This window comes from Acinetobacter sp. AS23, from assembly GCF_023612055.1.
Taxonomy (GTDB): Bacteria; Pseudomonadota; Gammaproteobacteria; order Pseudomonadales; family Moraxellaceae; genus Acinetobacter; species Acinetobacter oleivorans.
Map to the genome: position 1 here is coordinate 1167216 of NZ_CP082274.1, position 23141 is coordinate 1190356.

At 39.0% G+C, this 23141-nt stretch carries 18 protein-coding genes and 3 tRNA genes; 9 read left to right on the plus strand and 12 right to left on the minus strand.

What is annotated here, in order from left to right; genetic code table 11:
- The gene (xdhC, locus tag K6I41_RS05425; protein WP_250375358.1) at nt 1–984 is read left to right on the plus strand and encodes a xanthine dehydrogenase accessory protein XdhC; all 984 of its coding nucleotides are present in this window, start codon (nt 1–3) and stop codon (nt 982–984) included.
- A gap of 10 nt (nt 985–994) precedes the next feature.
- Here xdhC and K6I41_RS05430 read toward each other — a convergent pair whose 3' ends face one another.
- The 3 genes from K6I41_RS05430 to trpD are packed head-to-tail and all read right to left on the minus strand — an operon-like array spanning nt 995 to nt 3565.
- On the minus strand, nt 995–1690 hold the full coding sequence (locus tag K6I41_RS05430; RefSeq protein WP_250375359.1) for a Smr/MutS family protein: 696 nt from the start codon (nt 1688–1690) through the stop codon (nt 995–997).
- Nucleotides 1691–1699: 9 nt separating this feature from the next.
- Nucleotides 1700–2506, minus strand: coding sequence for an indole-3-glycerol phosphate synthase TrpC (trpC, locus tag K6I41_RS05435; protein WP_250375360.1), 807 nt, complete (start codon nt 2504–2506; stop codon nt 1700–1702).
- A 9-nt stretch (nt 2507–2515) separates the two neighbouring features.
- Nucleotides 2516–3565: an anthranilate phosphoribosyltransferase gene (trpD, locus tag K6I41_RS05440; protein WP_128825213.1), complete on the minus strand. Its 1050-nt coding sequence runs from the start codon at nt 3563–3565 to the stop codon at nt 2516–2518.
- A gap of 357 nt (nt 3566–3922) precedes the next feature.
- On the opposite strand from trpD, the gene K6I41_RS05445 reads away from it, so the two are divergent.
- Complete coding sequence (locus K6I41_RS05445; protein WP_250375361.1) at nt 3923–6655, plus strand: TonB-dependent receptor plug domain-containing protein; 2733 nt, start codon at nt 3923–3925, stop codon at nt 6653–6655.
- A gap of 13 nt (nt 6656–6668) precedes the next feature.
- A complete protein-coding gene (locus K6I41_RS05450) occupies nt 6669–9434 on the plus strand; it encodes a M1 family metallopeptidase (protein WP_250375362.1) in 2766 nt (921 codons plus the stop codon).
- A 96-nt stretch (nt 9435–9530) separates the two neighbouring features.
- Here K6I41_RS05450 and K6I41_RS05455 read toward each other — a convergent pair whose 3' ends face one another.
- From K6I41_RS05455 to K6I41_RS05465, 3 genes are all read right to left on the minus strand, one after another.
- On the minus strand, nt 9531–10115 hold the full coding sequence (locus K6I41_RS05455; protein ID WP_005307201.1) for an anthranilate synthase component II: 585 nt from the start codon (nt 10113–10115) through the stop codon (nt 9531–9533).
- A gap of 296 nt (nt 10116–10411) precedes the next feature.
- Nucleotides 10412–12214 (minus strand): aminopeptidase P family protein, encoded by a 1803-nt coding sequence (locus K6I41_RS05460; protein ID WP_250375363.1) that lies wholly within the window; start codon nt 12212–12214, stop codon nt 10412–10414.
- The gene (locus tag K6I41_RS05465) at nt 12211–13770 is read right to left on the minus strand and encodes a peptide MFS transporter (RefSeq protein WP_250375756.1); all 1560 of its coding nucleotides are present in this window, start codon (nt 13768–13770) and stop codon (nt 12211–12213) included. Before K6I41_RS05465 ends, K6I41_RS05460 begins: the two co-directional genes overlap by 4 nt.
- 729 nt (nt 13771–14499) lie before the next feature.
- Here K6I41_RS05465 and glnA point away from each other — a divergent pair.
- The 5 genes from glnA to K6I41_RS05490 all read left to right on the plus strand — a co-directional run bounded on the left by glnA (nt 14500) and on the right by K6I41_RS05490 (nt 19157).
- A complete protein-coding gene (gene glnA / locus K6I41_RS05470) occupies nt 14500–15915 on the plus strand; it encodes a type I glutamate--ammonia ligase (RefSeq protein ID WP_171056845.1) in 1416 nt (471 codons plus the stop codon).
- A gap of 126 nt (nt 15916–16041) precedes the next feature.
- A complete protein-coding gene (locus K6I41_RS05475) occupies nt 16042–16551 on the plus strand; it encodes a chorismate--pyruvate lyase family protein (RefSeq protein WP_004790961.1) in 510 nt (169 codons plus the stop codon).
- The gene (gene ubiA, locus K6I41_RS05480; protein WP_250375364.1) at nt 16548–17426 is read left to right on the plus strand and encodes a 4-hydroxybenzoate octaprenyltransferase; all 879 of its coding nucleotides are present in this window, start codon (nt 16548–16550) and stop codon (nt 17424–17426) included. Before K6I41_RS05475 ends, ubiA begins: the two co-directional genes overlap by 4 nt.
- Nucleotides 17427–17537: 111 nt before the next feature.
- On the plus strand, nt 17538–18842 hold the full coding sequence (locus tag K6I41_RS05485) for an alpha/beta hydrolase family protein (RefSeq protein ID WP_250375365.1): 1305 nt from the start codon (nt 17538–17540) through the stop codon (nt 18840–18842).
- A gap of 114 nt (nt 18843–18956) precedes the next feature.
- Nucleotides 18957–19157 (plus strand): hypothetical protein, encoded by a 201-nt coding sequence (locus K6I41_RS05490; protein WP_151766924.1) that lies wholly within the window; start codon nt 18957–18959, stop codon nt 19155–19157.
- 11 nt (nt 19158–19168) lie between these two features.
- Here K6I41_RS05490 and K6I41_RS05495 read toward each other — a convergent pair whose 3' ends face one another.
- From K6I41_RS05495 to K6I41_RS05520, 6 genes are all read right to left on the minus strand, one after another.
- Nucleotides 19169–19612, minus strand: a complete 444-nt coding sequence (locus tag K6I41_RS05495; protein ID WP_013197195.1) for a DUF2726 domain-containing protein — start codon at nt 19610–19612, stop codon at nt 19169–19171.
- Between the two features lie 56 nt (nt 19613–19668).
- Nucleotides 19669–19744: transfer RNA gene (locus K6I41_RS05500), tRNA-Asn, on the minus strand.
- 181 nt (nt 19745–19925) lie between these two features.
- Nucleotides 19926–20001 (minus strand) — tRNA-Asn (locus K6I41_RS05505).
- An 8-nt stretch (nt 20002–20009) separates the two neighbouring features.
- Nucleotides 20010–20085: transfer RNA gene (locus K6I41_RS05510), tRNA-Asn, on the minus strand.
- A 145-nt stretch (nt 20086–20230) separates the two neighbouring features.
- Nucleotides 20231–20857 carry a superoxide dismutase SodB gene (gene sodB, locus K6I41_RS05515; protein ID WP_003650584.1) on the minus strand — a complete coding sequence of 209 codons (627 nt, stop codon included), beginning with the start codon at nt 20855–20857 and terminating at the stop codon, nt 20231–20233.
- A 147-nt stretch (nt 20858–21004) separates the two neighbouring features.
- On the minus strand, nt 21005–21763 hold the full coding sequence (locus tag K6I41_RS05520; protein ID WP_250375366.1) for a Nif3-like dinuclear metal center hexameric protein: 759 nt from the start codon (nt 21761–21763) through the stop codon (nt 21005–21007).
- A 194-nt stretch (nt 21764–21957) separates the two neighbouring features.
- Between K6I41_RS05520 and K6I41_RS05525 the strand changes: the two genes are divergently transcribed.
- Complete coding sequence (locus K6I41_RS05525) at nt 21958–23133, plus strand: S1C family serine protease (protein ID WP_013197197.1); 1176 nt, start codon at nt 21958–21960, stop codon at nt 23131–23133.
- Nucleotides 23134–23141: the final 8 nt, after the last annotated feature.

Below are 23141 nucleotides of genomic sequence, written 5' to 3' on the forward strand. Positions count from 1 at the left end.
ATGCAACATTTACAATGGTGGACTGATTTTGTGGCGTGGCAAGTCGATGCGTTGCCTATGGTATTGGTCACAGTAGTTCGCGCTGATGGTTCAACACCACGAGAAGTTGGTGCAACCATGTTATTGCGGTTTAATTTGCAAGAGCAATGGCAGCAATCCGATACGATTGGTGGTGGGCATCTAGAGTTTCAGGCTATTGATATTGCTAAAGCAATGTTAAAAGAAACGGAAACTTGTGTGAGGCGTATTGAACGTTTTAACCTCAGTGCTCGGCTTGGACAGTGTTGTGGCGGAGTAATGTGGTTATTGTTTGAAAAAATATCACCTGCTGAGATCGCATCGGATTTATCTGTGAGTTTGCAAGCATGGCGAGCTGGAAAGCAAATATGGCGTACGGTCTCACACCAATATGCGTCTACTTGGCAGACTATGGATAGGGAACAACAACCGAGTTTCGAGTTTCATCCTACCAATAGTGAAGAATGGCAATTTGGCCAGCAGATTCAACCTTATACCATGCAAGTACTGATTTGTGGAGCAGGGCATGTGGGGGAAGCAATTGTTCGCTGTTTATTGCCTATTGGTGTCAGAGTGAAATGGATTGATCCGCGTGATGATATTTTCCCAACAGACTTACTGGAACAGGTGCAATGTTTAACGACTGATACATTAGACGCCGAAATTGAGCATTTTGACCGTTCAGGTGCAGTTTTAATTTTAACTCATGATCATCAATTAGATTTGCAACTGTGTTTTACAGCCTTGAAACCTGCGACAAAACCATTTGCTTATGTTGGGATGATTGGCTCAAAAAGTAAAAGGGCTATTTTTGAGAAACGTATGCAAATACGTGGTTATACTCAGGAAACATTACAACGCTTGGTTTGCCCGATCGGGATAGAAGGGATTTCATCGAAACAACCTGCAACGATTGCAGTTGCAGTGGTTGCTCAATTATTGCAGGTGTTTGATGTAAAGAAATGATCTTTTGAGATCATTTCTTTTGTTCGAACTTTGGATTTTTTTCTGCACGTTTAAGCAGTACGAGAACAGCACCTGTGCCACCTTGATTTTCTGGAGCACTTACAAAAGCCAAAACATCGCGGTGCTGACGTAACCATCCGTTGACATAGGTTTTTAAGACCGCTTCAGGGCCTTTACCATGTACAATCTTGACAACATTTTGATTTTCATCTTTTGCCATCTGAATAACTTGTAAAACTGCGCCACGTGCTTGCTCAATCGTACATCCGTGTAAATCTACCGCTTCAAACCAGCGCATTCTTCCAGCTTTTAAGTCTTCGAAAACTTTATGCTGAAGTGTGGCAATGCGATAGCTTAGCGTTGCTTGACTTGCGACAGGATTTAAAGCAGCTTGTGTATCAGATAGTTCGGCATGCTCAGTGTCACGGCCACCTTCGGCAGCTGCACGTTTAGCTAATGTTTGAGCATCAACTTTTTTTGCACGAGGAACTCTTACATCAGCAATATTACTATTATTGATGGGTTTAACACCTGCTACAGCGCTTTGAAACAGATTTGCATTTTCCAATTCTTCAGACTCAGCCTGAGGTTGTTTGGTCTCAGGCTGACTTGCGATTTTGCTTGAATGAGGATTGGAGATTTGCTTTTTAAATTGCTTCAATAACTTTTGTTGCTCTTTAGAAAGCGATGAATCTTTATTACTCATATATCTTCATTAAACCGTTTGAGGTTGTCCAAAAAGAGCAGTAAAAGCTTGATCTGGACGTGGTTGTTTCATAAAACTTTCGCCCACCAAGAAACTGTGAATATCATGCTCTTGCATCATACGCACATCATCTGGTGTCGCAATACCGCTTTCAGTAATTAATAAACGTGAGGCCGGAAGTAATTTTTTCAAACGGATAGATGTATTTAAATCCACATCAAACGTTTTTAAATTACGGTTATTCACACCTAATAAACATTGCTCAGAAAGCTTTAAAGCGCGTTCCATTTCTTCTTCGTCATGAACTTCAACTAGTACATCGAGTTGATGTTCAAACGCAGTTTTAGACATTTCTTCGAGTTGCTGGTCAGATAAGCAAGCAACAATTAATAAAATACAGTCAGCATGCAAAGCACGTGCTTCAACTACATTATATGGATCGATCAGAAAGTCTTTACGTAAAGCAGGCAGGGCACAATGACTGCGGGCAATCGCAATATTCTCATCTGCACCCTGAAAGAAATCCACATCGGTCAATACCGATAAACATGCTGCTCCAGCTTGTTCATACTGCTCTGCAATTTCGGCAGGATTAAAATCTGCGCGAATAATTCCTTTTGATGGAGACGCTTTTTTGATTTCAGCAATTACACCCGGACGTTTATGTTGCAAAGCATTTGCAAAGCCACGCACTGGAGTCGCAGCTTTTGCTAATTCTTCAACATCTTGCAAATTACGTTGTTTTAAACGCGCAGCAAGTTCCTCATGTTTACGGTCAACAATTTTACCTAAAATGGTATTTTGAATATTAATCATGAGAAGTCCTTAATCTGCCTGACATTGTTTTAATGTTTTGGTAAATTCAGCCAAAACACTCATTTTTTCTAAAGCCTGTCCGCCATAAATAATATCTTGTGCGAATGTAACAGCCTGAGCATAAGTCTTGGTAATACCAGCCACATAAATACCAGCACCCGCATTAAGCGCAATCATGTTTGCAGCTTTTTCACCAATATCGGATTTATTTTTGCTTAAAGCATCTTTAATCAATTTTAGACTTGCCGTTGCATCAGCGACTACCAAACCACTTAAGGTTTGTGACTCAATTCCGACATCTTCAGGATTAAGCGTCCATTCAGTAATTTCGCCGTCTTTCAGTTCGGCAACAGCAGTAGGAGCAGCAAGACTGATTTCATCAAGACCATCTTTTGAATGGACAACCATCACGTGTTCAGCACCGAGTTGCTTCATAACTTCAGCAATTGGGCGGCAAAGTTCATCTGAAAATACACCAATGACAAAGCGTTTCACGCCCGCTGGATTCGTAAGCGGCCCGAGTAAATTGAAAATACTGCGGACACCAAGTTCGCGACGTGGCCCAGCAGCGTATTTCATTGCTTTATGATGGTTTGGTGCAAACAAGAAACCTATACCCATTTCACGGATACAGCGTTCGGTTTGTTGCATATCTAAATCAAGATGAATACCTGCTTGTTCAAGTAGGTCTGATGAGCCTGATTTACTTGAAACACCACGGTTACCATGTTTTGCAATGGTTGCACCTGCCGCCGCAATCACAAAGCTTGAAGCAGTAGAGACATTAAATAAGTTTTGTCCATCGCCGCCAGTACCCACAATATCAACTAAATGTTTGATATCACTGACATCAATTTTAATCGCAAATTCACGCATGACACGTGCAGCTGCAGTCATTTCATCAATACTTTCACCCTTCATGCGTAAGCCCATCATTAAAGCACCAATTTGTGCTTCAGTTGCCTCACCTTGCATGATGCTGCGCATGATGTCTTCCATTTGAGGCTGAGTCAAATGAATGTTTTTGGTAATGTGGTTGAGCGCCTGTTGGATATTCATAGTCATGATTTACAGCATTAATGATTAAAATTTTTAGGTGAAGTTGATCAAGAGTGGAAGGTTCGGCTTGTTGCGTTCCATGATTCACTAGCTACGGGGAGCTATGTTAGCAGAAAATAATCAAAGATTTTTGTTGTTCGATCATAGTTTTAAAAATTTTGCTCGTTTCTTACTTTAGTTTGATTAATAAACAGAATTTATTTATGGAAAAAGGTTTTAGTTTATTGTGAGTTTTTATGATAAATAATTAACCATTTGGTATATATTAAACGCAAATATACCTAGGAAAAATGTGTATAAATCAATCAAATTAAAGTGGATATATTAGGGCAATCTTTATTTTGTCTACTAATAAATATGTATCTAAATAACTTGAAATATCTAGGGACGTTAAAAAATAAGCGCTCATTTATTTTTGTATTTGTTGCACTTTTTCATCCATTAGAAAGCTATGCACAAGAAACTGTAGAGCAACCACAAAACCAAGCTAAACCAGATAAAGTAGTTCGTGTTGCAGTAACAGGCTCAAGGATTTCAAAAGCACAAAAAGATGGCCCGACCAGTGTGACGGTAATCACGGCAGCCGATATTGAAAAACAAGGTTTTAGTAATGCATTTGATGCACTCAATAATTTGACGCAGAACACGGGTTTTGTACAAGGTGCCGATTATGGAAATACTTTTACACCTGCGGCTAACGCTATTAGCTTAAGAGGCTTAGGACCTAATCATACTTTAACTTTGATTAATGGACATCGGGTTGCAGACTATCCTGTACCTTATGATGGCTCTGTCAATTTCGTAAATTTAGCCAATATTCCAACTGCCATTATTGATCGGATTGAAATATTAAACGGTGGTGCCTCTGCAATTTATGGTTCAGATGCAATTGCTGGTGTGGTGAATATTATTCTGAAAAAGAAAACAGACGGCACACAGTTTAATATCAAGGCGGGTGGAACAAAAGAAGGTGGTGAAAACTTACGTTTACAACTGAGTGGCAGTAAGACTTTAGACAAGCTCAGCCTTGTTTATGGGGTTGAACTCAGTGGCCGTGAACCGATATGGGCAGCCGATCGAGATTTTATGAAGAGCCGAACTCGTTTAGGAGAAAAACCAGACACGATTGTGGGTCGTAAAAATGCTGATACTGGTAAATATCTTTCAATTGGTGGGTGTCAGGCCTTTAATGGTTTATTTAACGGATCAGTCAATAATATTGGACAAGCAGGGGCGGACAATTGTGCCAGTGGTTTGGCTCGACCGACTTATTGGACTGTTCAAACTCAAAATCGCAGTCAAAATGGTTATCTCGGTTTAGATTATGAGTTAAATGATAAAACTCAATTATTTGCAGATTTTTTGATTGGGGCAAACCAAATTGAAAATAATACCCGTAGTCCGACATGGACTTCTTTAGCTGCAACGAGTGGTTATTTCCTAAATCAAGACTCGGGAAATTATGAAATTTGGAATCGCCGTTTTGCACCTGAAGAATTAGGTGGGGTAGAACGAATAAATAAAAAATGGAAAGAACTTTCTTCTAACTTAAATTTTGGAATTCGAGGCGATATTGGAGAGACGAGCTGGAGTTATGAAGCAGCCTATAATGGTTCCATTTATACTAGTCAGCTAAACCGCCAAGGCTTATTACGCTCGAATGTTGATGAATATTTCTTAGGTAAGCAACTTGGTACAGATGCAGATGGTATTCCTATTTATTCCCCTCATTTAGATCGTTTAAGTCGACCACTCACAGCAAGTGAATTTGAAAGTATTTCGGGCACAACAAAAGAAAAAGATAAATCGTGGGCACAAAGTTTAACCTTAAGTGCAAATGGTGATGTGTTTAAGTTACCTGCGGGAACTGCCAAACTTGCAGCAGTGGCTGAAATTGGGCGTCAAGGCTTCTCGATTAAGCCAGATGAGGCGATCGAAAATGGTGAATATTATAATTTAAGCTCTAGTGGCGAATATGGAGGAACACGGACCCGCCAAGCACTCGGCGCTGAATTATTTTTACCCTTAGCAAAACCGTTAAATTTAACCCTGTCCGGACGCTATGACCGTTATGCTTTGTCAGATAACAGCATTGATAAGCTAACTTTCGGTTCGGGCCTCGAGTTTAGACCACATCCGACTTTATTGGTGCGCGGTAATTACGCGACCAGCTTCCGTGCACCAGATATGAACTATCTGTTTTTAAACAAGCAAAAAGGTTATTTCGCAAGTACCACCGATTATTTACGTTGTAGCCAAACGGGACAACCTTTAGATAAATGTAGCTTTAAAGATTACGCACCTGGGGCGAACTACACTTTAACCGGAAACAAAGAGCTGAAACCTGAAGAAGGTAAATCTTATGGTGCAGGCTTTGTATGGTCACCCACCAATAAATTTGATATTAGCGTCGATTACTGGGATATCAAAATTGATAATCTTGTGACCAACTTAAGTGAGGACAAAATTCTACGCTTAGAAGCAGATTGTCGTTTAGGTAACCAAGATATTAACTCTGCAGCCTGTATTGATGCATTAGCACGTGTGGAGCGTAACCCTGCAAATGCAGTTGTCGACCCAAATGTGATTAAGAATATAAATATCGTTCCGATTAATGCTGCATCAGACCATACCCGTGGGATTGATTTCACTAGCAGATGGCGCTGGAAAACAGACAGCTTTGGTAACTTTCTCTGGACAATCAATTATAGCCGTGTACTAGAACATGAATATCAACAATCAAAAGATGGCGAGAAAGATGACTACTTAAAAGATTTAACTATTCCGGATTGGCGTGACCGTTTTAATACCAGTCTCAGCTGGAGCTTTGGTGATTGGGCATCAACAGTATTAGTTAATCGTTATGGCAAAATTCCAAACGGCGACCAGACTGCCTATTTAAGCCCAACGTATTTGGTGAACTGGAGTGGTACTTATCAAATCTCTCCAAAAGCTTCTGCTTCAATCATTATTAATAACTTGTTTGACAAAGTGAAACGAGATGACACAGGCGGTTGGCCGTATTATCCGGTAGGATCATATTCGCCATTCGGCCGTCAAGGTTGGTTGGAGTTTAACTATAAATTTTAAGAATGATGTATGGATGCAGCGAAGTGGTACAGCATTTGCTGCATCTTTTTATTTAAAACTACAGAGGATAAAACCCCTTATGTTGGTCAAGCCTTCATTTAAAAAAAGATTACTACTTACAACATTATTATCTTTATCGGCAACACAGATTTTTGCATCGAATAACAGTGAACAAATCCCGATTGGTAAATTACCCGAGTGGGTCATACCCGAATCTTATGATTTATATTTTAAGATTGATCCCGCACAAAAAGGCTATACCGGTAAAACCACTATTCATTTAAAGCTGGCTCAAGCTACAGATCACATCTGGATTCATGGTAAATCTTTGACGGTGAAAGATGTGAATATCACATCGGCTGAGGGTACTAAAACCAAAGCAAAATATGAGCAAGCCTCCGAGGTTGATGGGGTAAGTAAAATTAAATTTGCCAAGACCTTGCCAGCAGGCCAGTATCAACTCGTTCTAGATTTTAATGCGGCGTATGACCAGCAACTTGACGGTATTTATAAAATCGAGTTTGAAGGTAAACCTTATGTCATGACACAAATGGAAGCAATTAGTGCGCGCCAGTCATTCCCATCATTTGATGAACCACGTTTTAAAACGCCGTTTAATATTCGTTTGACGATTCCAAGCAAATATTCAGGTTTTGCCAATACCCAACAAACGTCGGAGCAAGCAGAGAAGTCGGGTTGGAAAACACTCAGTTTTGCACAAACCAAACCACTACCAACGTATTTACTTGCACTGGCTGTTGGACCGTGGCAATTACAAAAAGGGCCAGATATTGGGGCGACCTCATGGCGTAAGCAGCCAATCCAGTTACGTGGTATTGCGCCTGATGCTAAAGCTGAAAAAATGCAGCATGCCTTATCTGAAACGCCAGCCATTTTAAAAACTTTAGAAGATTATTTTGCCTTTGGTTATCCATTTGACAAGTTAGATTTACTTGCAGCACCAGACTTTGCAGCTGGAGCCATGGAGAACCCGGGGCTAATTACTTTTAGAGACTATCTAATGTTATTAGATAAGGACTCACCAGTCTCTTTTGTACAGAATTCATTTAATGTCAATGCACATGAGCTGGCACATCAATGGTTCGGTGATGTCGTCACGATGCCGTGGTGGGATGATCTGTGGCTCAATGAATCCTTTGCCACATGGATGCAAAGTAAAATCACCCAAAAATTACATCCCGAATTTAATGCTGACCTAGAACGTATTGCAGATACTGCTGATGCGATGAAAAGTGATAGCTTGGTGAGTGTACGTCGTATACGTCAACCTATTTTAAGCAATGCCGATATTCAAACGGCTTTTGATGGTATTACTTACCAAAAAGGTGCGGCTGTTTTAAATATGTTTGAAAGCTACTTAGGCGAAGAGAAATTCAAACAAGGCGTACGCAATTATATTAATAAGCACCAATATGGTAATGCGACAGCCAATGATTTAATTAGCGCTTTAGCAGAGCAGTCTGGACAAAGTGAGCGCTTTGCCAAAGCGATGAAAAGTTTCCTTGATCAACCGGGTGTACCTTTAATCAATACTTCACTACAGCAAGAAGGCAATAAAGTCTTTTTAAATGTGAAGCAAACTCGTTATTTACCTGTGGGCTCAAAAGGAGATGTAAGAAGCCTCTGGGGCGTACCGTTATGTGTACGTTATGAAGTTCCAAATGCAGCCAGTAAGGTCCAGTGTGAACTGGTAGACCAAGCAGAAGCCAAGATTGAACTCAACGGCGCTAGCCTTGGCAGTTGGTATATTCCAAATGCAGATGCGGCAGGATATTACCAATTTAGTTTGCCTCAAAAAGAATTTACTCGTCTGACTGCGTCTACAGAGAAGCTTTCTAATAGTGAACAGTTGGCCTATGCCTATGCAATTTCAGCTGCATTTAACCACGGCGATATTAATTTATTGGCTGTCGTAGATGCTGCGAAGAAATTTGCCAATTCGAATAGCCGACAAATTAGTACAGCGCTGTTTTCTCAGTTAAGTACGATTCATCGTCATGTGTTGAAAACGGAAGCTGAACGTGAACATTTTAGAAAAGTCTTGGCCAATTTATATTTACCTAAATTAAATCAGTTGGGTTATGTAAACAAAAAAGATGAATCAGCCGAAGACAGTTTATGGCGTAGTGAGTTAGTTAAGTTTCTTGCTTTAGATATTCAAGTTCCAGAAGTCCGTGCACAACTTTTAAAACAGTCAGATACTCTCTTTGCTCAAAAACAGCTTAACTTTGCGCAAGTAACCCCTGAATTATTACCAACCATTTTAGCTGTACGTGTACAAGAAAAAGGCCAACCTGCTTTTGATCGTTTATCTGGAGAGTTACAACGCGTGACTCAACCTACACAACGTCTTGCGATTCTTACTGCCTTAGGTTCAGCAAATCAAGAAGCAACACGCCAACAAGCACGACAGTTGATTTTGAACCCGCGTGTTAAAGTCGGTGAAGTTCGTACTGTGGTTAACTCAATCAATAATTATGGAGGCGAACAAGGCGGTTTGTGGTCTTGGTTTAAAGTAAATCATGACGCCGTATTTGATCGTTTAGGTAAATCTTCGGCTGGGCGTTTTCCTGCAATGTTTAGTGGTGCGGCCTGTACCCAACAACAGGCAGTCCAGTTAAATGACTTTTTTGCACCACGAACTAAAGAATTGGTCGGGGTAGAAAGAGGATTGAAACAGACCAAAGAACGTATTCAACTCTGCGAATCTTTGGTGGCAAAACAAGATGGATCAATTGTGCAGCAGTTAAAGTTGTAATTGATTCAAGCATGAAAAAAGCCAACTGATCGCAGTTGGCTTTTTTATTCAGGGTTCTTATCAAATTACTTTTAAAACAATCTATTTACGGCAGCCTTATGCATAGATATCTAAAAAGTTTTTAAAGATTTGATGGCCATGCTGACTCAAAATTGATTCAGGATGGAACTGCACACCTTCAACAGGAAGTGTTTTATGTTTAACACCCATAATTTCTTCCATTGAGCCATCTGCTTCATTGGTCCAGCACGTTACTTCAAGGCAATCAGGCAGTGTTTGCTGATCAATCACCAAAGAGTGATAACGAGTTGCCGAGAATGGGCTAGGAAGATTACTGAAAATACCCTTATTGCTGTGGTACATATCAGATAAACGTCCGTGCATCACCGTTTTGGCTCTTACAATTTTTCCGCCAAAAGCTTGCCCAATACTTTGATGCCCTAAACACACGCCAAGCAAAGGAATTTTTCCGGCAAAGTGGTTAATGGCAGGAATTGAAATACCCGCTTCGCTTGGAGAGCAAGGGCCAGGACCAATAACCAGATATTTAGGTTGCCATCGTTCAATATCCTCTAATGTGACTTGATCATTGCGAACAACTTTTACTTCCTGATCCAACTCGCCAAAATACTGGACGATGTTGTAGGTAAAAGAGTCGTAATTGTCGATCATTAGAAGCATGATGAACTTAACCTCATGATAGTTAATATATATTTAATAAGTGACTAGAGATTTACTCACAATATTACTCACTTTTTCAAAAGCACTTTTATTTGATCAAATAAAAAGCCGCTTTCTAAGCGGCTAATATAGCAAAAAAAGAAGTAACCAGTTTAACTATTTCATTCGTTAGAAATTTGCAGAAAAAACGACTTTGAGAAGTGAGCCTTTTTGAAATGATATATAAGTACAACTCAGGCAAAATAAGATTTTTATTAGAAATAGAAAATTATTCTGCCTGAGTTAAAAAAAGAAGATTAAATCGCTCTCGTGTTATAAATCAGCCAGTCTAAAACATCGCCAGATAAGTGTTCAGCTAGTCTTTCCTGAACAGTTTGATGGTAACGATTTAACCAGTCTTTCTCTTCATTAGTTAGCATATCAACAACGATACAATCTAAATGAATCGGGCAAAGGGTCAGCGTTTCAAACTCTAAAAATTCACCGTAAGTTTTTTCAAATCCAGAGTGAAGTTTGTTAGCAACCAGATTTTCAATGCGAATACCATATTGTCCCTCATGGTATAAGCCCGGCTCGTTAGAAATAATCATTCCTTCACGTAACTTACTGTAGGCATGTATAGGCGCGTAATAAGAAAGAACTTGCGGACCTTCATGAACATTAAGCGCAAAGCCTACGCCATGACCTGTTCCATGTCGGTAATCTAGACCATGTTGCCATAAAGTATTACGACAAATTGAATCGAGTAGAGGAGCAGCTAAACCTTCTGGATAAATGGTTTTTGCCAAAGCAATGTGACATTTTAAAACCAAGGTGTAGTCACGTTTTTGTTGTTGTGTTGGCGTGCCTACAGGAAGAACACGAGTAATATCCGTTGTTCCATCTACATATTGCCCACCTGAGTCAATGAGTAAAAGTCCATCACCTTCGATAAATGAATAGTGCTCTTCAGTTGCACGGTAGTGGGGTAGAGCACCATTAGCATTAAAGCCAGCAATCGTTGAAAAACTTGGCCCAATAAATCCATCTTGCTGAGCACGGAAAGCTGTAATCTTTTCATCAATGGTGAGTTCTGAAATACTTTCACCATGATGAAGCGTTTTTTCTAACCAGTGAAAAAAGTGGCAAAGCGCGACTCCATCTTTAACCATTGCATGACGGATATGAGCAATTTCGCTTTCATGTTTACGCGATTTTAAAAGTGTACTCGGGTTGATGTCATATACAACCCGAATATCTTTTGCGATGGCTTGTTCATGAAAAATCGAGACTTTGGCTGGATCTAAAAGTACTGAAGCATCAGAAATATTTGCTAAAAACTTAGCTGTATCTTCGTAGTTACGAATTTCAATACCATCGGCTGCCAAAGCTTGCTGAATGCTTACATCAACTTTTTCAGCATCAATAAAAAGAACAGTTTGTTTTGCACTGATATATAAATGTGAAAGGAACACAGGGTTATATTCTACATCTTGCCCACGTGCATTTAAGATCCATGCAATATCATCTAAAGATGAAATAAAATGGCCCGCAATATTCTTACTATGTAAAGTTTCACGAATAGCCTGAATTTTCTCTTTACGAGATAGGGCATTTAACCCTTCAGGCATGAGATGAATTTTTTTTGATGGAAGTTCTTGGCGGTTTAACCAAATCTCTCCGACTAAATCTTGCTGGGTTTCGAGTTTATAATTATTAACTCGTGCAGTATGTTCGAGTGCCTTAAATTGCTGAATTGATAAAGTATGCCCATTTACCACAATGACTGATTCTGGTTTTAGATTTTTCTCAATCCAAGCGAGATGTGTTGAAGATTCATCACTTGTTAATTTTTGAAGATCAAAGCCAGTTCCAACAAGTTGTTGTTCAGCTTGTACCCAATAGCGGCCATCAGCCCAGAGTCCTGCAAAGTTTTGGGTCACGACGAGCGTACCAACCGAACCACTAAAACCGCTTAACCATTGCCTTGCTTTCCAGTAGTCTGGTAAATATTCTGACATATGCGGATCGGCACTCATCACAATCAAAGCATCAACATGCTGATTGCGCATGAGTTCACGAAGTTTCTCAAGTTTTTCTGGAACAGTTAAAACGCTCATATAGTTTCCAACTCAGGTTGAACTTTACTGGTACTTTTGTTCATTAATCTATTGATAGGTTTCTTTAATAAAAATAACACGATTGCGCCAATCACTAACGCTAAAACACATCGCATAAATAAGGTAGGTAAATGATTAATGCCATCTGCCGATACATGCCCGCCAATTAAACCAGCGATAAGATTACCTAAAGCTGAACCTGTGAACCATAGACCCATAATTTGACCACGTATAACATCAGGTGCAAGTTTAGTCATGGTAGATAGGCCAATCGGGCTTAAGCAAAGTTCGCCGATAGTAAGTAGAAATAAAGTACCTACTAACCAAAATGGTGAAACTAATCCACCTGCAATAGCAAAACGGCTTGCAAATGACATCAACAAGAAACCGCCTGCTGCCAGTAAAAGTGCAATAATAAATTTACTGATATAACTTGGGTCTTTATTTGACTTACCAAGTTTAGCCCAAAGCCATGCTGCAATTGGGGCAAAAATAATAATAAACAGAGCATTAATTGATTGAAACCATACTGCTGGAATCTCAAATCCGAAAACAATACGGTCTGTGTAATCTTGCGCAAATAGGTTAAAAGATGTTGGTTTTTGCTCAAAGGCAGACCAAAAAAGAGCTGATGTTGCTAATAAGACAAAGCAGATAATAATTTTAAATTTTTCATGTTTTTCTAAACCAAGGAAAAATAATAAATAGATAAAATAAGCGATAATTCCAACGCCGATTCCGACTGTTAAATAAGTTGCTACCGCGACTGGATTGATATGAATAACGCCAAAGAAAGTAAGAGCAATAACGAATGCAACAGATAGTAAAAATGAGAAAGCAATTTTTGGCGCATTTCTATTTTCTACAACAGGTTTATTCCAATTGTCAGTTTGCTGACGCAATTGGTTGAATGATTGTAGCTGAGGAATGGCTAATGCACGGAAGAGGAGTAATGCAATCAACATTCCAAGGCCGCCAATCCCAAAACCTAGATGCCAGCCATGATCGCGAGCCAATATACCTGTAATAAGCGGAGCAATAAACGACCCCATATTAATCCCCATATAAAAAATGGAGAAGCCGGCATCTCGTCTACTATCCTGAGCTTTATATAATGTTCCCACAATCACTGAAATACAGGTTTTAAATAAACCTGATCCAAGAACAATAAGGACTAAGCCGAAATAAAAAAAGAATTGATCAAAGATGGGGGTAAGCGCAATTGATAAATGACCTAATGCAATAATGAGGGAGCCATACCAGACGGATCGTGCTTGACCTAACCAGTTGTCGGCAATCCAACCACCTAAAACGGTCATTAAATACATAGAGCCTGCAAATAACCCAACAATTGCGGCGGCAGTAGGACGATCAAGACCTAAACCCCCATCATTGACCATCGCGACCATATAAAGAACGAGTAAGGGGCGAATTCCATAGTAAGAAAAGCGTTCCCATAGCTCTGTAAAAAATAAAGTTTTTAAGGGTTTTGGATGGCCGAAAAAAGCGGTGTCACATTGTTCGAGTTCATGCTTCATTTCAAATCCTTTGAAGATATTTGTAGTTTAATAAGCCAAACTTTTAGTTTGTTTAGTTATAAAAAAAAGTTATGTTTTATTTTTTAGATTTTTTTAAATTGAAAAGCAAGTTGGTCATGTATAAAAAAGGTATATAACAAATGGTAAAAAAACCTTTGGTTTCTTACTGCACCAAAGCTGACCAAAACCTATTTCACGGCAGAGAACTTGATAAGCGAAAGAAAACTAATTTTATAAAACTTCAGTATTTATTGAGGTAAGGAATGATTCGATCGGTGACTTTTTTAAATTTTTGAGAAGTATTTTTTGAAGAGATATTTGCATTAGAACTTTTGGCAAAGGCATGAATAGATATAGAAGAGGCAGCTAAAGGTTAAAATTTTATAAGTCATCTTTTATTATTTTCATTCATTGTAATAAGAAAGTCAGCTTTATATATTAGAAAGTATTATGATCATGAAGGACTGTTAGATATTGATGCGATGATTCATATTGGCGCAACAATTTTGCACTAAATTAGGGCGATTGCGAGCTATTCTTGTATGCCATAATTTGAAAATGTCTGAATATGGTGCATTTAACTATGCAAACAGTATAATGGGTTCAAGACAAGGGACCTAAATCATGGATAGTTATAAGCAATTCAATGTTTTAGGTAAGTCTTATAAAGTTGGTATGAGAATTGCTATATAAATACCAGCAATTAACACGCACTTAACAAGTGCAACAAAATTTCATTGGAGCAAAATGAGCATGGCGAACAAGGTCCTTCAACTCATACAAGAAAGTGGCGCAAAATGGGTCGATTTTCGCTTTACTGATACTAAGGGTAAAGAACAGCACGTAACTTACCCAGCTGATTCTATTGATGAAGATACTTTTGAAGACGGTAAAATGTTTGATGGTTCTTCAATCGCTGGTTGGAAAGGCATTGAAGCATCTGACATGATTTTACGTCCAGATGCAGAAACTGGTTTTATCGACCCGTTCTTTGCTGAACCAACTGTAGTTGTGACTTGTGACGTTATTGAACCTTCAACTGGTCAAGGTTATGAGCGTGACCCACGTTCGATTGCTCGCCGTGCAGAAGAATACTTAAAATCTACAGGTATCGGTGATACTGCATTCTTTGGTCCAGAACCAGAATTCTTTGTATTTGACGAAGTGAAGTGGGACATCGATATGTCTGGCGCTCGTCATACATTAATCGCTGAAGAAGCTGCTTGGTCTACTGGTAAAGATTACGAGTCTGGTAACTCTGGTCACCGTCCACGTGTTAAAGGCGGTTACTTCCCAGTTCCTCCAGTTGATTCTTCACAAGATATGCGTGCAGAAATGTGTGCAAAAATCGAAGACATCATGGGCCCAGGCCGTGTAGAAGTACATCACCACGAAGTTGCTTCTTGCCAGTTAGAAATTGGTGTGAGCTTCAATACACTTGTACGTAAAGCTGACGAAGTTCAACAGTTCAAATATGCTGTTTGGAACGTTGCTCACCAATATGCAAAAACTGCAACCTTTATGCCTAAACCAATGGTGGGTGATAACGGTTCTGGTATGCACGTTCACATGTCTATCTCTAAAGATGGCAAGAACTTGTTTGCTGGTGATGAATATGCAGGCCTTTCAGAAATGGCATTGTACTTCATCGGTGGTGTGATCAAGCACGCTCGTGCATTGAACGCAATCACAAACCCATCTACAAACTCATACAAGCGTTTGGTTCCTCACTTCGAAGCGCCAATCATGCTTGCTTACTCAGCACGTAACCGTTCTGCGTCTATCCGTATTCCATACGTTTCTAGCCCTAAAGGTAAGCGTATCGAAGCTCGTTTCCCAGACCCAATGATGAACCCGTACTTAGGTTTCGCTGCATTGTTAATGGCTGGTATCGACGGTATCCAAAACAAGATCCATCCGGGCGAAGCTGCTGATAAGAACTTGTACGATCTTCCTCCAGAAGAGGAAGCAAAAATCCCAACAGTTGCTCATAGCTTAGACATGGCTCTTGAAGCACTTCAAGCAGATCACGAATTCTTGTTAAAAGGCGGCGTGTTCACTAAAGAAATGCTTGATGCATACATCGAACTTAAAACTGAAGATGTACGTCGTCTTAACACGACTACTCACCCAGTTGAATTCGATATGTACTACAGCTTGTAATACATATTTTCATAAAAAAGCCTGCTTATGCAGGCTTTTTTATTGCTTGGAATGTTGATTGAATTCTCTACGTTTTTTATCAAAAAATTGGGGTAAACTAGGTGCGAGTTTTCATGTGAGCAGATTATGCGTAAACGACAACCAGTACTTAAACAGGAAAAGACTTTAAATCCTGAATTGAAAACATGGTTGTATGCGTCCGGTTCTCTGACTCAACAATTGACTGAACTTGGTGGTGGCCAGTTTAGTGTAAAGCCTTTTCAAGAACATTTTCAGCGTTTAACTTTTGCAGATAGTCAGTGGATGAAGATGTCTCATGCTCACACTTCGTGGGTAAGAGAAACCTATTTATATGGCTGTGAAGCAGAACCATGGGTTAAAGCAAAAAGTATTTTTCCAATTCAAAGTTTACAAAAAAAAGCCCGTATATTTCAGCACATTGGTTCTAAGCCAATTGGCTTTTTTCTATTCCAAAGAACAACACCACTTTGTGACCGTCGTGTCATTCGTTTGCCTGAGGGCTGGACACGACAAAGTTGCTATACTTGGCATGGATGTAAATTTATCGTCCAAGAAACATTCTTACCGGCTTTTGAAGCTTTTTTAAATCAGCAGCACGACAAGGAATTACTATGACGACTGCAACAGGTACAACATGGCGTCAGCGTTTAGAAGCTTATTATTATCTATGTCGATTTGATAAGCCCGTTGGAACAGAACTGGTGTTTTGGCCAACCATGTGGGCACTTTGGATTGCAGCAGAGGGAATGCCACCTCTACATATTCTTTTGGCGATGGTATTAGGTACAATTTTTATGCGTGCCGCTGGCTGTGCAATTAATGACTTTGCTGATCGTAAAGTGGATGGACATGTAGAGCGTACAAAAACACGCCCTTTGGCAACAGGGGTAATCCGTCCAAGAGAAGCGGTGTACGTATTTTTAGCATTAGTATTTGCCAGTGCTTGTACGCTTTTCTTTTTACCTATCGCGACGTTCTACTGTGCATTAGGGGGCTTGGCTTTAGCATTTATATATCCTTTCATGAAACGTTATACCCATTTACCGCAAGTCGTGTTAGGAATGGCATTTTCTTGGGGTATTCCAATGTCATTTACTGCAATGGGTAAGCCTTTAGATATAACGTGTTGGCTAATTTATTTTGGTAATTTGGCATGGACAGTGGCTTTTGACACTCAATATGCAATTACGGACCGTGAATATGATTTAAAAATTGGTGTGAAATCTACCGCTATCCTTTTTGGTCGGTATGACATTCAGATTATTGCGCTTTTACAAGCAACTAGTCTTGTTTTAATTGGCACTGCACTGTATTTAGAAAATATCTTATTTCCATGGGCGATCATTGCTTTAATTGTTGTTGCATTTGATTTTGTATATCAAACAATTAAAACCAAAGACCGTAACCCCCAAGCATGTTTTTGGGCATTCCGTCACAATCGCTGGGTTGGATTAATCATTTTTCTAGGAATATTTTTAAATTTCATATAGTAAAAATGACCGCAAGGTTGAAAAGTGTTCTATGCAGAGCACTTTTTTTATGTCTTAATATTCGTGCATAAAAAATATGCGGAATAAATAATACATAAAAAAGGATATTCTATGAAACGGTCAAAAATTGCTTTAGCTATAACATTATCGGTTTCAACATTATTTCTTGCAGCATGTAATGACAATGATGATGATTATATTGGTGTAAATCCCGATAAAACTTATGTGTCTGAAAAAGCCTATTCTAAAGATAGCTTAAGCGGTGCTTCATCTATAAAAATTATGACTTATAACATGGTCAATGTACAAGGAAAAACAGCTGAAGCAACTGCTTTGGTAATGTTCCCTAAAGTGACTCAGCCGAAAGATGGTTATCGCGTAGTGGTATGGGAGCACGGCACTGTAGGCGTAGGAGATAGTTGTGCTCCAAGCAATAATACGATTAATGCACGCTTCAAAATTCTAGCGGATACATTATTGGCAGCTGGCTATGTTGTGATTGCTCCAGATTATGAAGGTTTGGGTACGCGAGGCATGCATCCATACCTTAATTTAGGAAGTGAGGCTAAATCTGCAATTGCAGCAGTTAAAGCTGCGAAGGATCATTACGGTAGTCAGTTAAATAGTTCATGGATGTCAATTGGCCAGTCTCAAGGAGGCCATGCTTCATTAGGAACAGCTGAATTTGCTAATAACGACACTAACTACAAAGGAGCGGTTGCAACAGCACCAGCTTCTAGCCTTGGCGATATTATTTCTAAAATTGCTCCGCAAGCAATTAAAGACATTCTTGAGAAAGAGCAGGCTGGTACAGCACCTGTTGGTACGGCTGTAGAAGTGTATGCTGAGCTACTCGCGTATGCTGCATATACCACAGTAGGTATTACTGCTTATGAACCTAAATTTAATTATCGTGAAATTTTCCAACAACGTTCTCAGAGTGTAGCTGAGTTCGCAGAAGGCACTACTGGTGAAAATGGCGTATGTTTAACTGATTTGCATAATAAATTTGCAGATGACATTCGAGATTTTCTTGCGACTAATACTGGCAAAACAGTTTTAGATTATCCTGGTTTAGCTGGTAACTTCCAAGAAAACCCAACTGTAAAAAAATTCTTGGCGGATAACCAACCTGCAACCAAAAAAATTAATTCACCGGTCATGATTGTTCAGGGTACTGCTGATATGGCCGTACCATATCCTGTTACTTTTGCCTTACAAGAGGGGCTTAAAAAAATGGGAACTGATGTGACATTTGTGCCTGTTCTAGGGGCTGCTCATACTCAAGCGATTGTATGTAGAAATGCTGAAATTTATCAATTTGTTCAATCTAAGATGCCAGCTAAAACAAATATCGTGCTTGATCCATCAGTAATAGATGCTAGCCAAAGTCCTCACTGCACAGGTAAATTCTAAGATTTAATTATCTAATTAAAAAATTAGCTTTAAAAAAGAGCCACTTTATAGCGGCTCTTTTTGTTATATTGTTACGCATATTAAAATTGATATCGTTTGAGTTTGAAGTTAGTCATGAGCCAGCAACCTGTTGAAAAAAAATCTGTTCCTTGGTTATTAATGGGATTAGGTTTACTTATTCCTTTTTTAATTATTGGAATACTTTTCTTGGCTGCAAAAAGTGATGCTAAGACTAAAAAACAATATGAGCAGCAACGTTTAGAGATGGAAAAAAGAATAGCTGAAAAAGAAGCAGCAAGTTCTGAAAAGAAATAATAACAGTGCTTTTAATGAATATCCTTTTGTAGCTGACGTACACTTGGGATGTTTGTATAACGTCTTACTATATAACCTGCTTCTGTTAGCATTTGATCACGAATACGGTCTTCTTCTGCTTTTTCAAGATGGGTAGGGTCATCTAGCTCAATAATGGCAATTACTTCCATTTTGTCGTTAAGCACAACGAAGTCGGTTACTTTACGGTTGAACTGACTACGAATTTTATAGTCATTGCTGGTAATCAAAGCACTAAAAGCCACTTGTGCTAAAACATGATGACTTGGAAAACTTTGTTTTAAACGAATAAACATCTGAGTTTCAAAGTTTGTAATAACAGGGCGAGCAAAGAATTTTTGTTTTGGAAATAAATAAGGGCGTAAACAAACAACAAGAAAAATGCAGGTGCTTAAGCAACCTAAAACAATAAAAAATAAGTGACTCGATTCGAACATGTGAAGGCATCATACAAATAAAAACCCACTCATGATGAGTGGGTTTTTAATAATCTTGGCTCTCCAACCTGGGCTCGAACCAGGGACCTGCGGATTAACAGTCCGTCGCTCTACCGACTGAGCTATTGGAGAATCTGGAAAAGGATTTTAGGGAGGAAAGAGGGCTGGGTCAAGTCTTAATAACGGAATTAGTCAGAATATCTAATCGTTTGGTTTAAAAATATTCGAAACATTGATTTTATTAAAAATAATAGAAAATTATTAAATGATTAGATAAGAAAAAGCCCGCAATAGATGCGGGCTTTTAGAATCTTGGCTCTCCCACCTGGGCTCGAACCAGGGACCTGCGGATTAACAGTCCGTCGCTCTACCGACTGAGCTATGGGAGATTAGTAGATGGCTCTCCAACCTGGGCTCGAACCAGGGACCTGCGGATTAACAGTCCGTCGCTCTACCGACTGAGCTATTGGAGAATCTGATGCGCATTTTATGGATGAAATCTAAAAGCGTCAATAAGAATATTAAAGAAAATGAATCGTTTGCTTGATTAATATGCTTTTGTGGTATTAAAAATAAAAAAACCACCCAAAATAGGGTGGTTTTTTTAAAGAAATAAAATTATTTCTCTACGCCTGCTGGTTGGCCTGCAAGTTTTGCATTTGCATAGTCCCAGTTTACTAGGCTTTCTAAGAAAGTTGCGATGTATTTAGGACGTAAGTTACGGAAATCGATGTAGTAAGCATGTTCCCATACGTCAATTGTTAATACAGCAATTTGACCATGTGCAAGTGGAGTGTCTGCATTAGAGGTTTTAGTAATAGATAATTTACCGTTTACTTCGTCAGCAACTAACCAAGCCCAACCTGAACCGAATTGAGTTGTTGCAGCAGCAGCAAATTCTTCTGCAAATTTTTCGTAGCTACCAAAAGCTTCTTCAATTTTAGCAGCGATTGCGCCAGTAGGCTTACCACCACCATTTGGCTTCATAGAATTCCAGTAGAATGTATGGTTCCAAACTTGAGCAGCATTGTTGAAAATACCAGCTTTAGATGCATCACCAGCAGTTGCTTTGATGATTTCTTCTAAAGTTTTACCTTCAAGGTCAGTTCCTTTGATTAAGTTGTTTAAGTTAACAACATAGGTATTGTGGTGTTTATCGTGATGGTATTCTAAAGTTTCTTTACTGATATGTGGCGCTAAATCATCATAGCCATATGGAAGTGCAGGTAAAGTAATGGTTGTCATGTTCCTATTCCTTGCATTTGCTGGGTTATACAATATTAAGTGGCTCTATTGTAAATGATTCTGTTCACAATAGGGCATCGTTTTAAAGAACTATACACAATAAAGATCTAATTAATACGCATAACACAGATTGAAAAAAAGACTTAATTAAATCGGATTATTCAATTCAAAATATTCACTTTCAATAGCGAACTGTTGTGAAATTGCTTGTGCCAATCGCTGAACTCCATAGCGTTCAGTTGCATGATGACCACAAGCAAAATAGTGAACACCTAATTCTTTTGCTTCATAGAAAGTTCGTTCACTGACTTCGCCTGAAATATAAGCATCACAATTTTGCAGAGCTGCTTTAGCAATAAAATCTTGAGCGCCGCCTGTACAGAAACCTACTTTTTGAATGCTTTGTTTTCCAGCTGGTAAATGAATTACCTTAAAATCAAAACTGTTTTGTAGTTTTGCTTTAAATTCCGCCACAGAAAGTGCTTGCTCTAAATATCCAATATTACCAATCGGATGTTTCTCGGTTAAATCAAGTGGTTCTAAATTCTGTAAATTTAATTTCTCTGCAATGGCTGCATTATTGCCCAAAGTTGGGTGGGCATCTAACGGCAGGTGGTAAGCGACTAATGAAATATTATTTTGAATGAGTTTTTTAATGCGATTACCACGCATTCCTGTAATTGGATACGGTTCGCCTTTCCAAAAATAACCATGATGTACAAGTAATAGATCTGCATTTTGAGCAATTGCTGCATCAATCGCATCTTCGGAAGCAGTAACCGCACAAACGATACGTTTTACTTCAGTTGAACCTTCAATTTGCAGGCCATTTGGTGCGTAATCTTTAAATTCTGCTGCTTTTAAGGTTTGGTCGCACCACTGAATAATTTCATGCAAATTCGCCATGATATTTCCTGAATTGAGTAGTAAATAATTGCTAAAGCTATAGAAACATATTTTGTTGTGTAACTAAAGCTAGACAAATCTTTTTTGAGTTTTTTGTGTATATCGACATATTTAATTTAAAATGCTTAACTGAAAACTCTTTTTGTTCAATATATTAATTTAATTAAAAACTTCTTTTCGTAGAGGATATAAACGTGCGCCGCACCTTTACATGGTTACCTTGGGTGTTACTTATTATTGTAATTGCCAGTTTTATTGCATGGCAAAAATACCATCAACCGAAACCAACTGTTGCAGTTGATGGGGTACAAATGCCTGCCGAGAAAGTCGAGCCATTGGTTGATACTTCACGAACGGGCGGGGTGGTGTCTTATAGTGCTGCGGTAAAAGTTGCAGCGCCGGCAGTTGTTAATATTTTTACGACCCAGAAAGTTAAACAAAATCATCCATTGTTAAGTGATCCAGTATTCCGCGAGTTTTTTGGAAATCAGGTTCCTGAACAACAACAGCAAAATGAAAATAGTTTAGGCTCTGGGGTTATTGTACGTGCTGATGGTTATATTCTTACTAATAATCATGTGATTGCTCAAGCTGATCAAATTGTAGTGGCATTACGTGACGGGCGTCGTGCAGAAGCAACAATTGTTGGAACGGATCCTGATACAGATTTAGCAGTCATTAAAATCGATTTAGATAAATTACCTGTGTTGCCATTTAAGCTCAGTGGTAACGAAGTGGGTGATGTTGTCTTGGCAATTGGTAACCCATTTGGCGTAGGGCAAACGGTAACTCAGGGCATTATTTCTGCCACTGAGCGCTCTGATTTAGGCATTAATACCTATGAAGACTTTATTCAAACCGATGCCGCAATTAATCCAGGTAACTCAGGTGGTGCATTAATTGATGTTGCTGGTAACTTAATTGGGGTAAACACTGCTATTTTCTCTCAGTCAGGTGGCTCTTTAGGCATTGGCTTCGCAATTCCAGCTAAAATTTGCCAACAAGTATTAAACTCGATTTTGAAAGATGGTCGTGTAGTTCGTGGATGGTTAGGCATTAGTTTAGTACCACCTACACAAGACGATGTCTTGGCACCAAAACAGCAAATTGGTGTAGTTGTTGCTGATGTATTAAAAAGTGGTCCAGCGGCTTCAGCAGGTATAAAAGTTGGAGATAAGATTGTTCAGGTAAATAATGAACCAATCACATCGGCATCTCATTTGATTAATTACGTTGCCTTACAAGCGCCTAATAGCGAAATTAATGTAGTGGTTGAACGAGCTGGGAAGCAAGAAAACTTTGTAGTAACAGTTGGCGAAAGAAAAAACCAAAATAGTCAATCTCAATATATACCGTTACCTAAACAGTAAAATAAAAA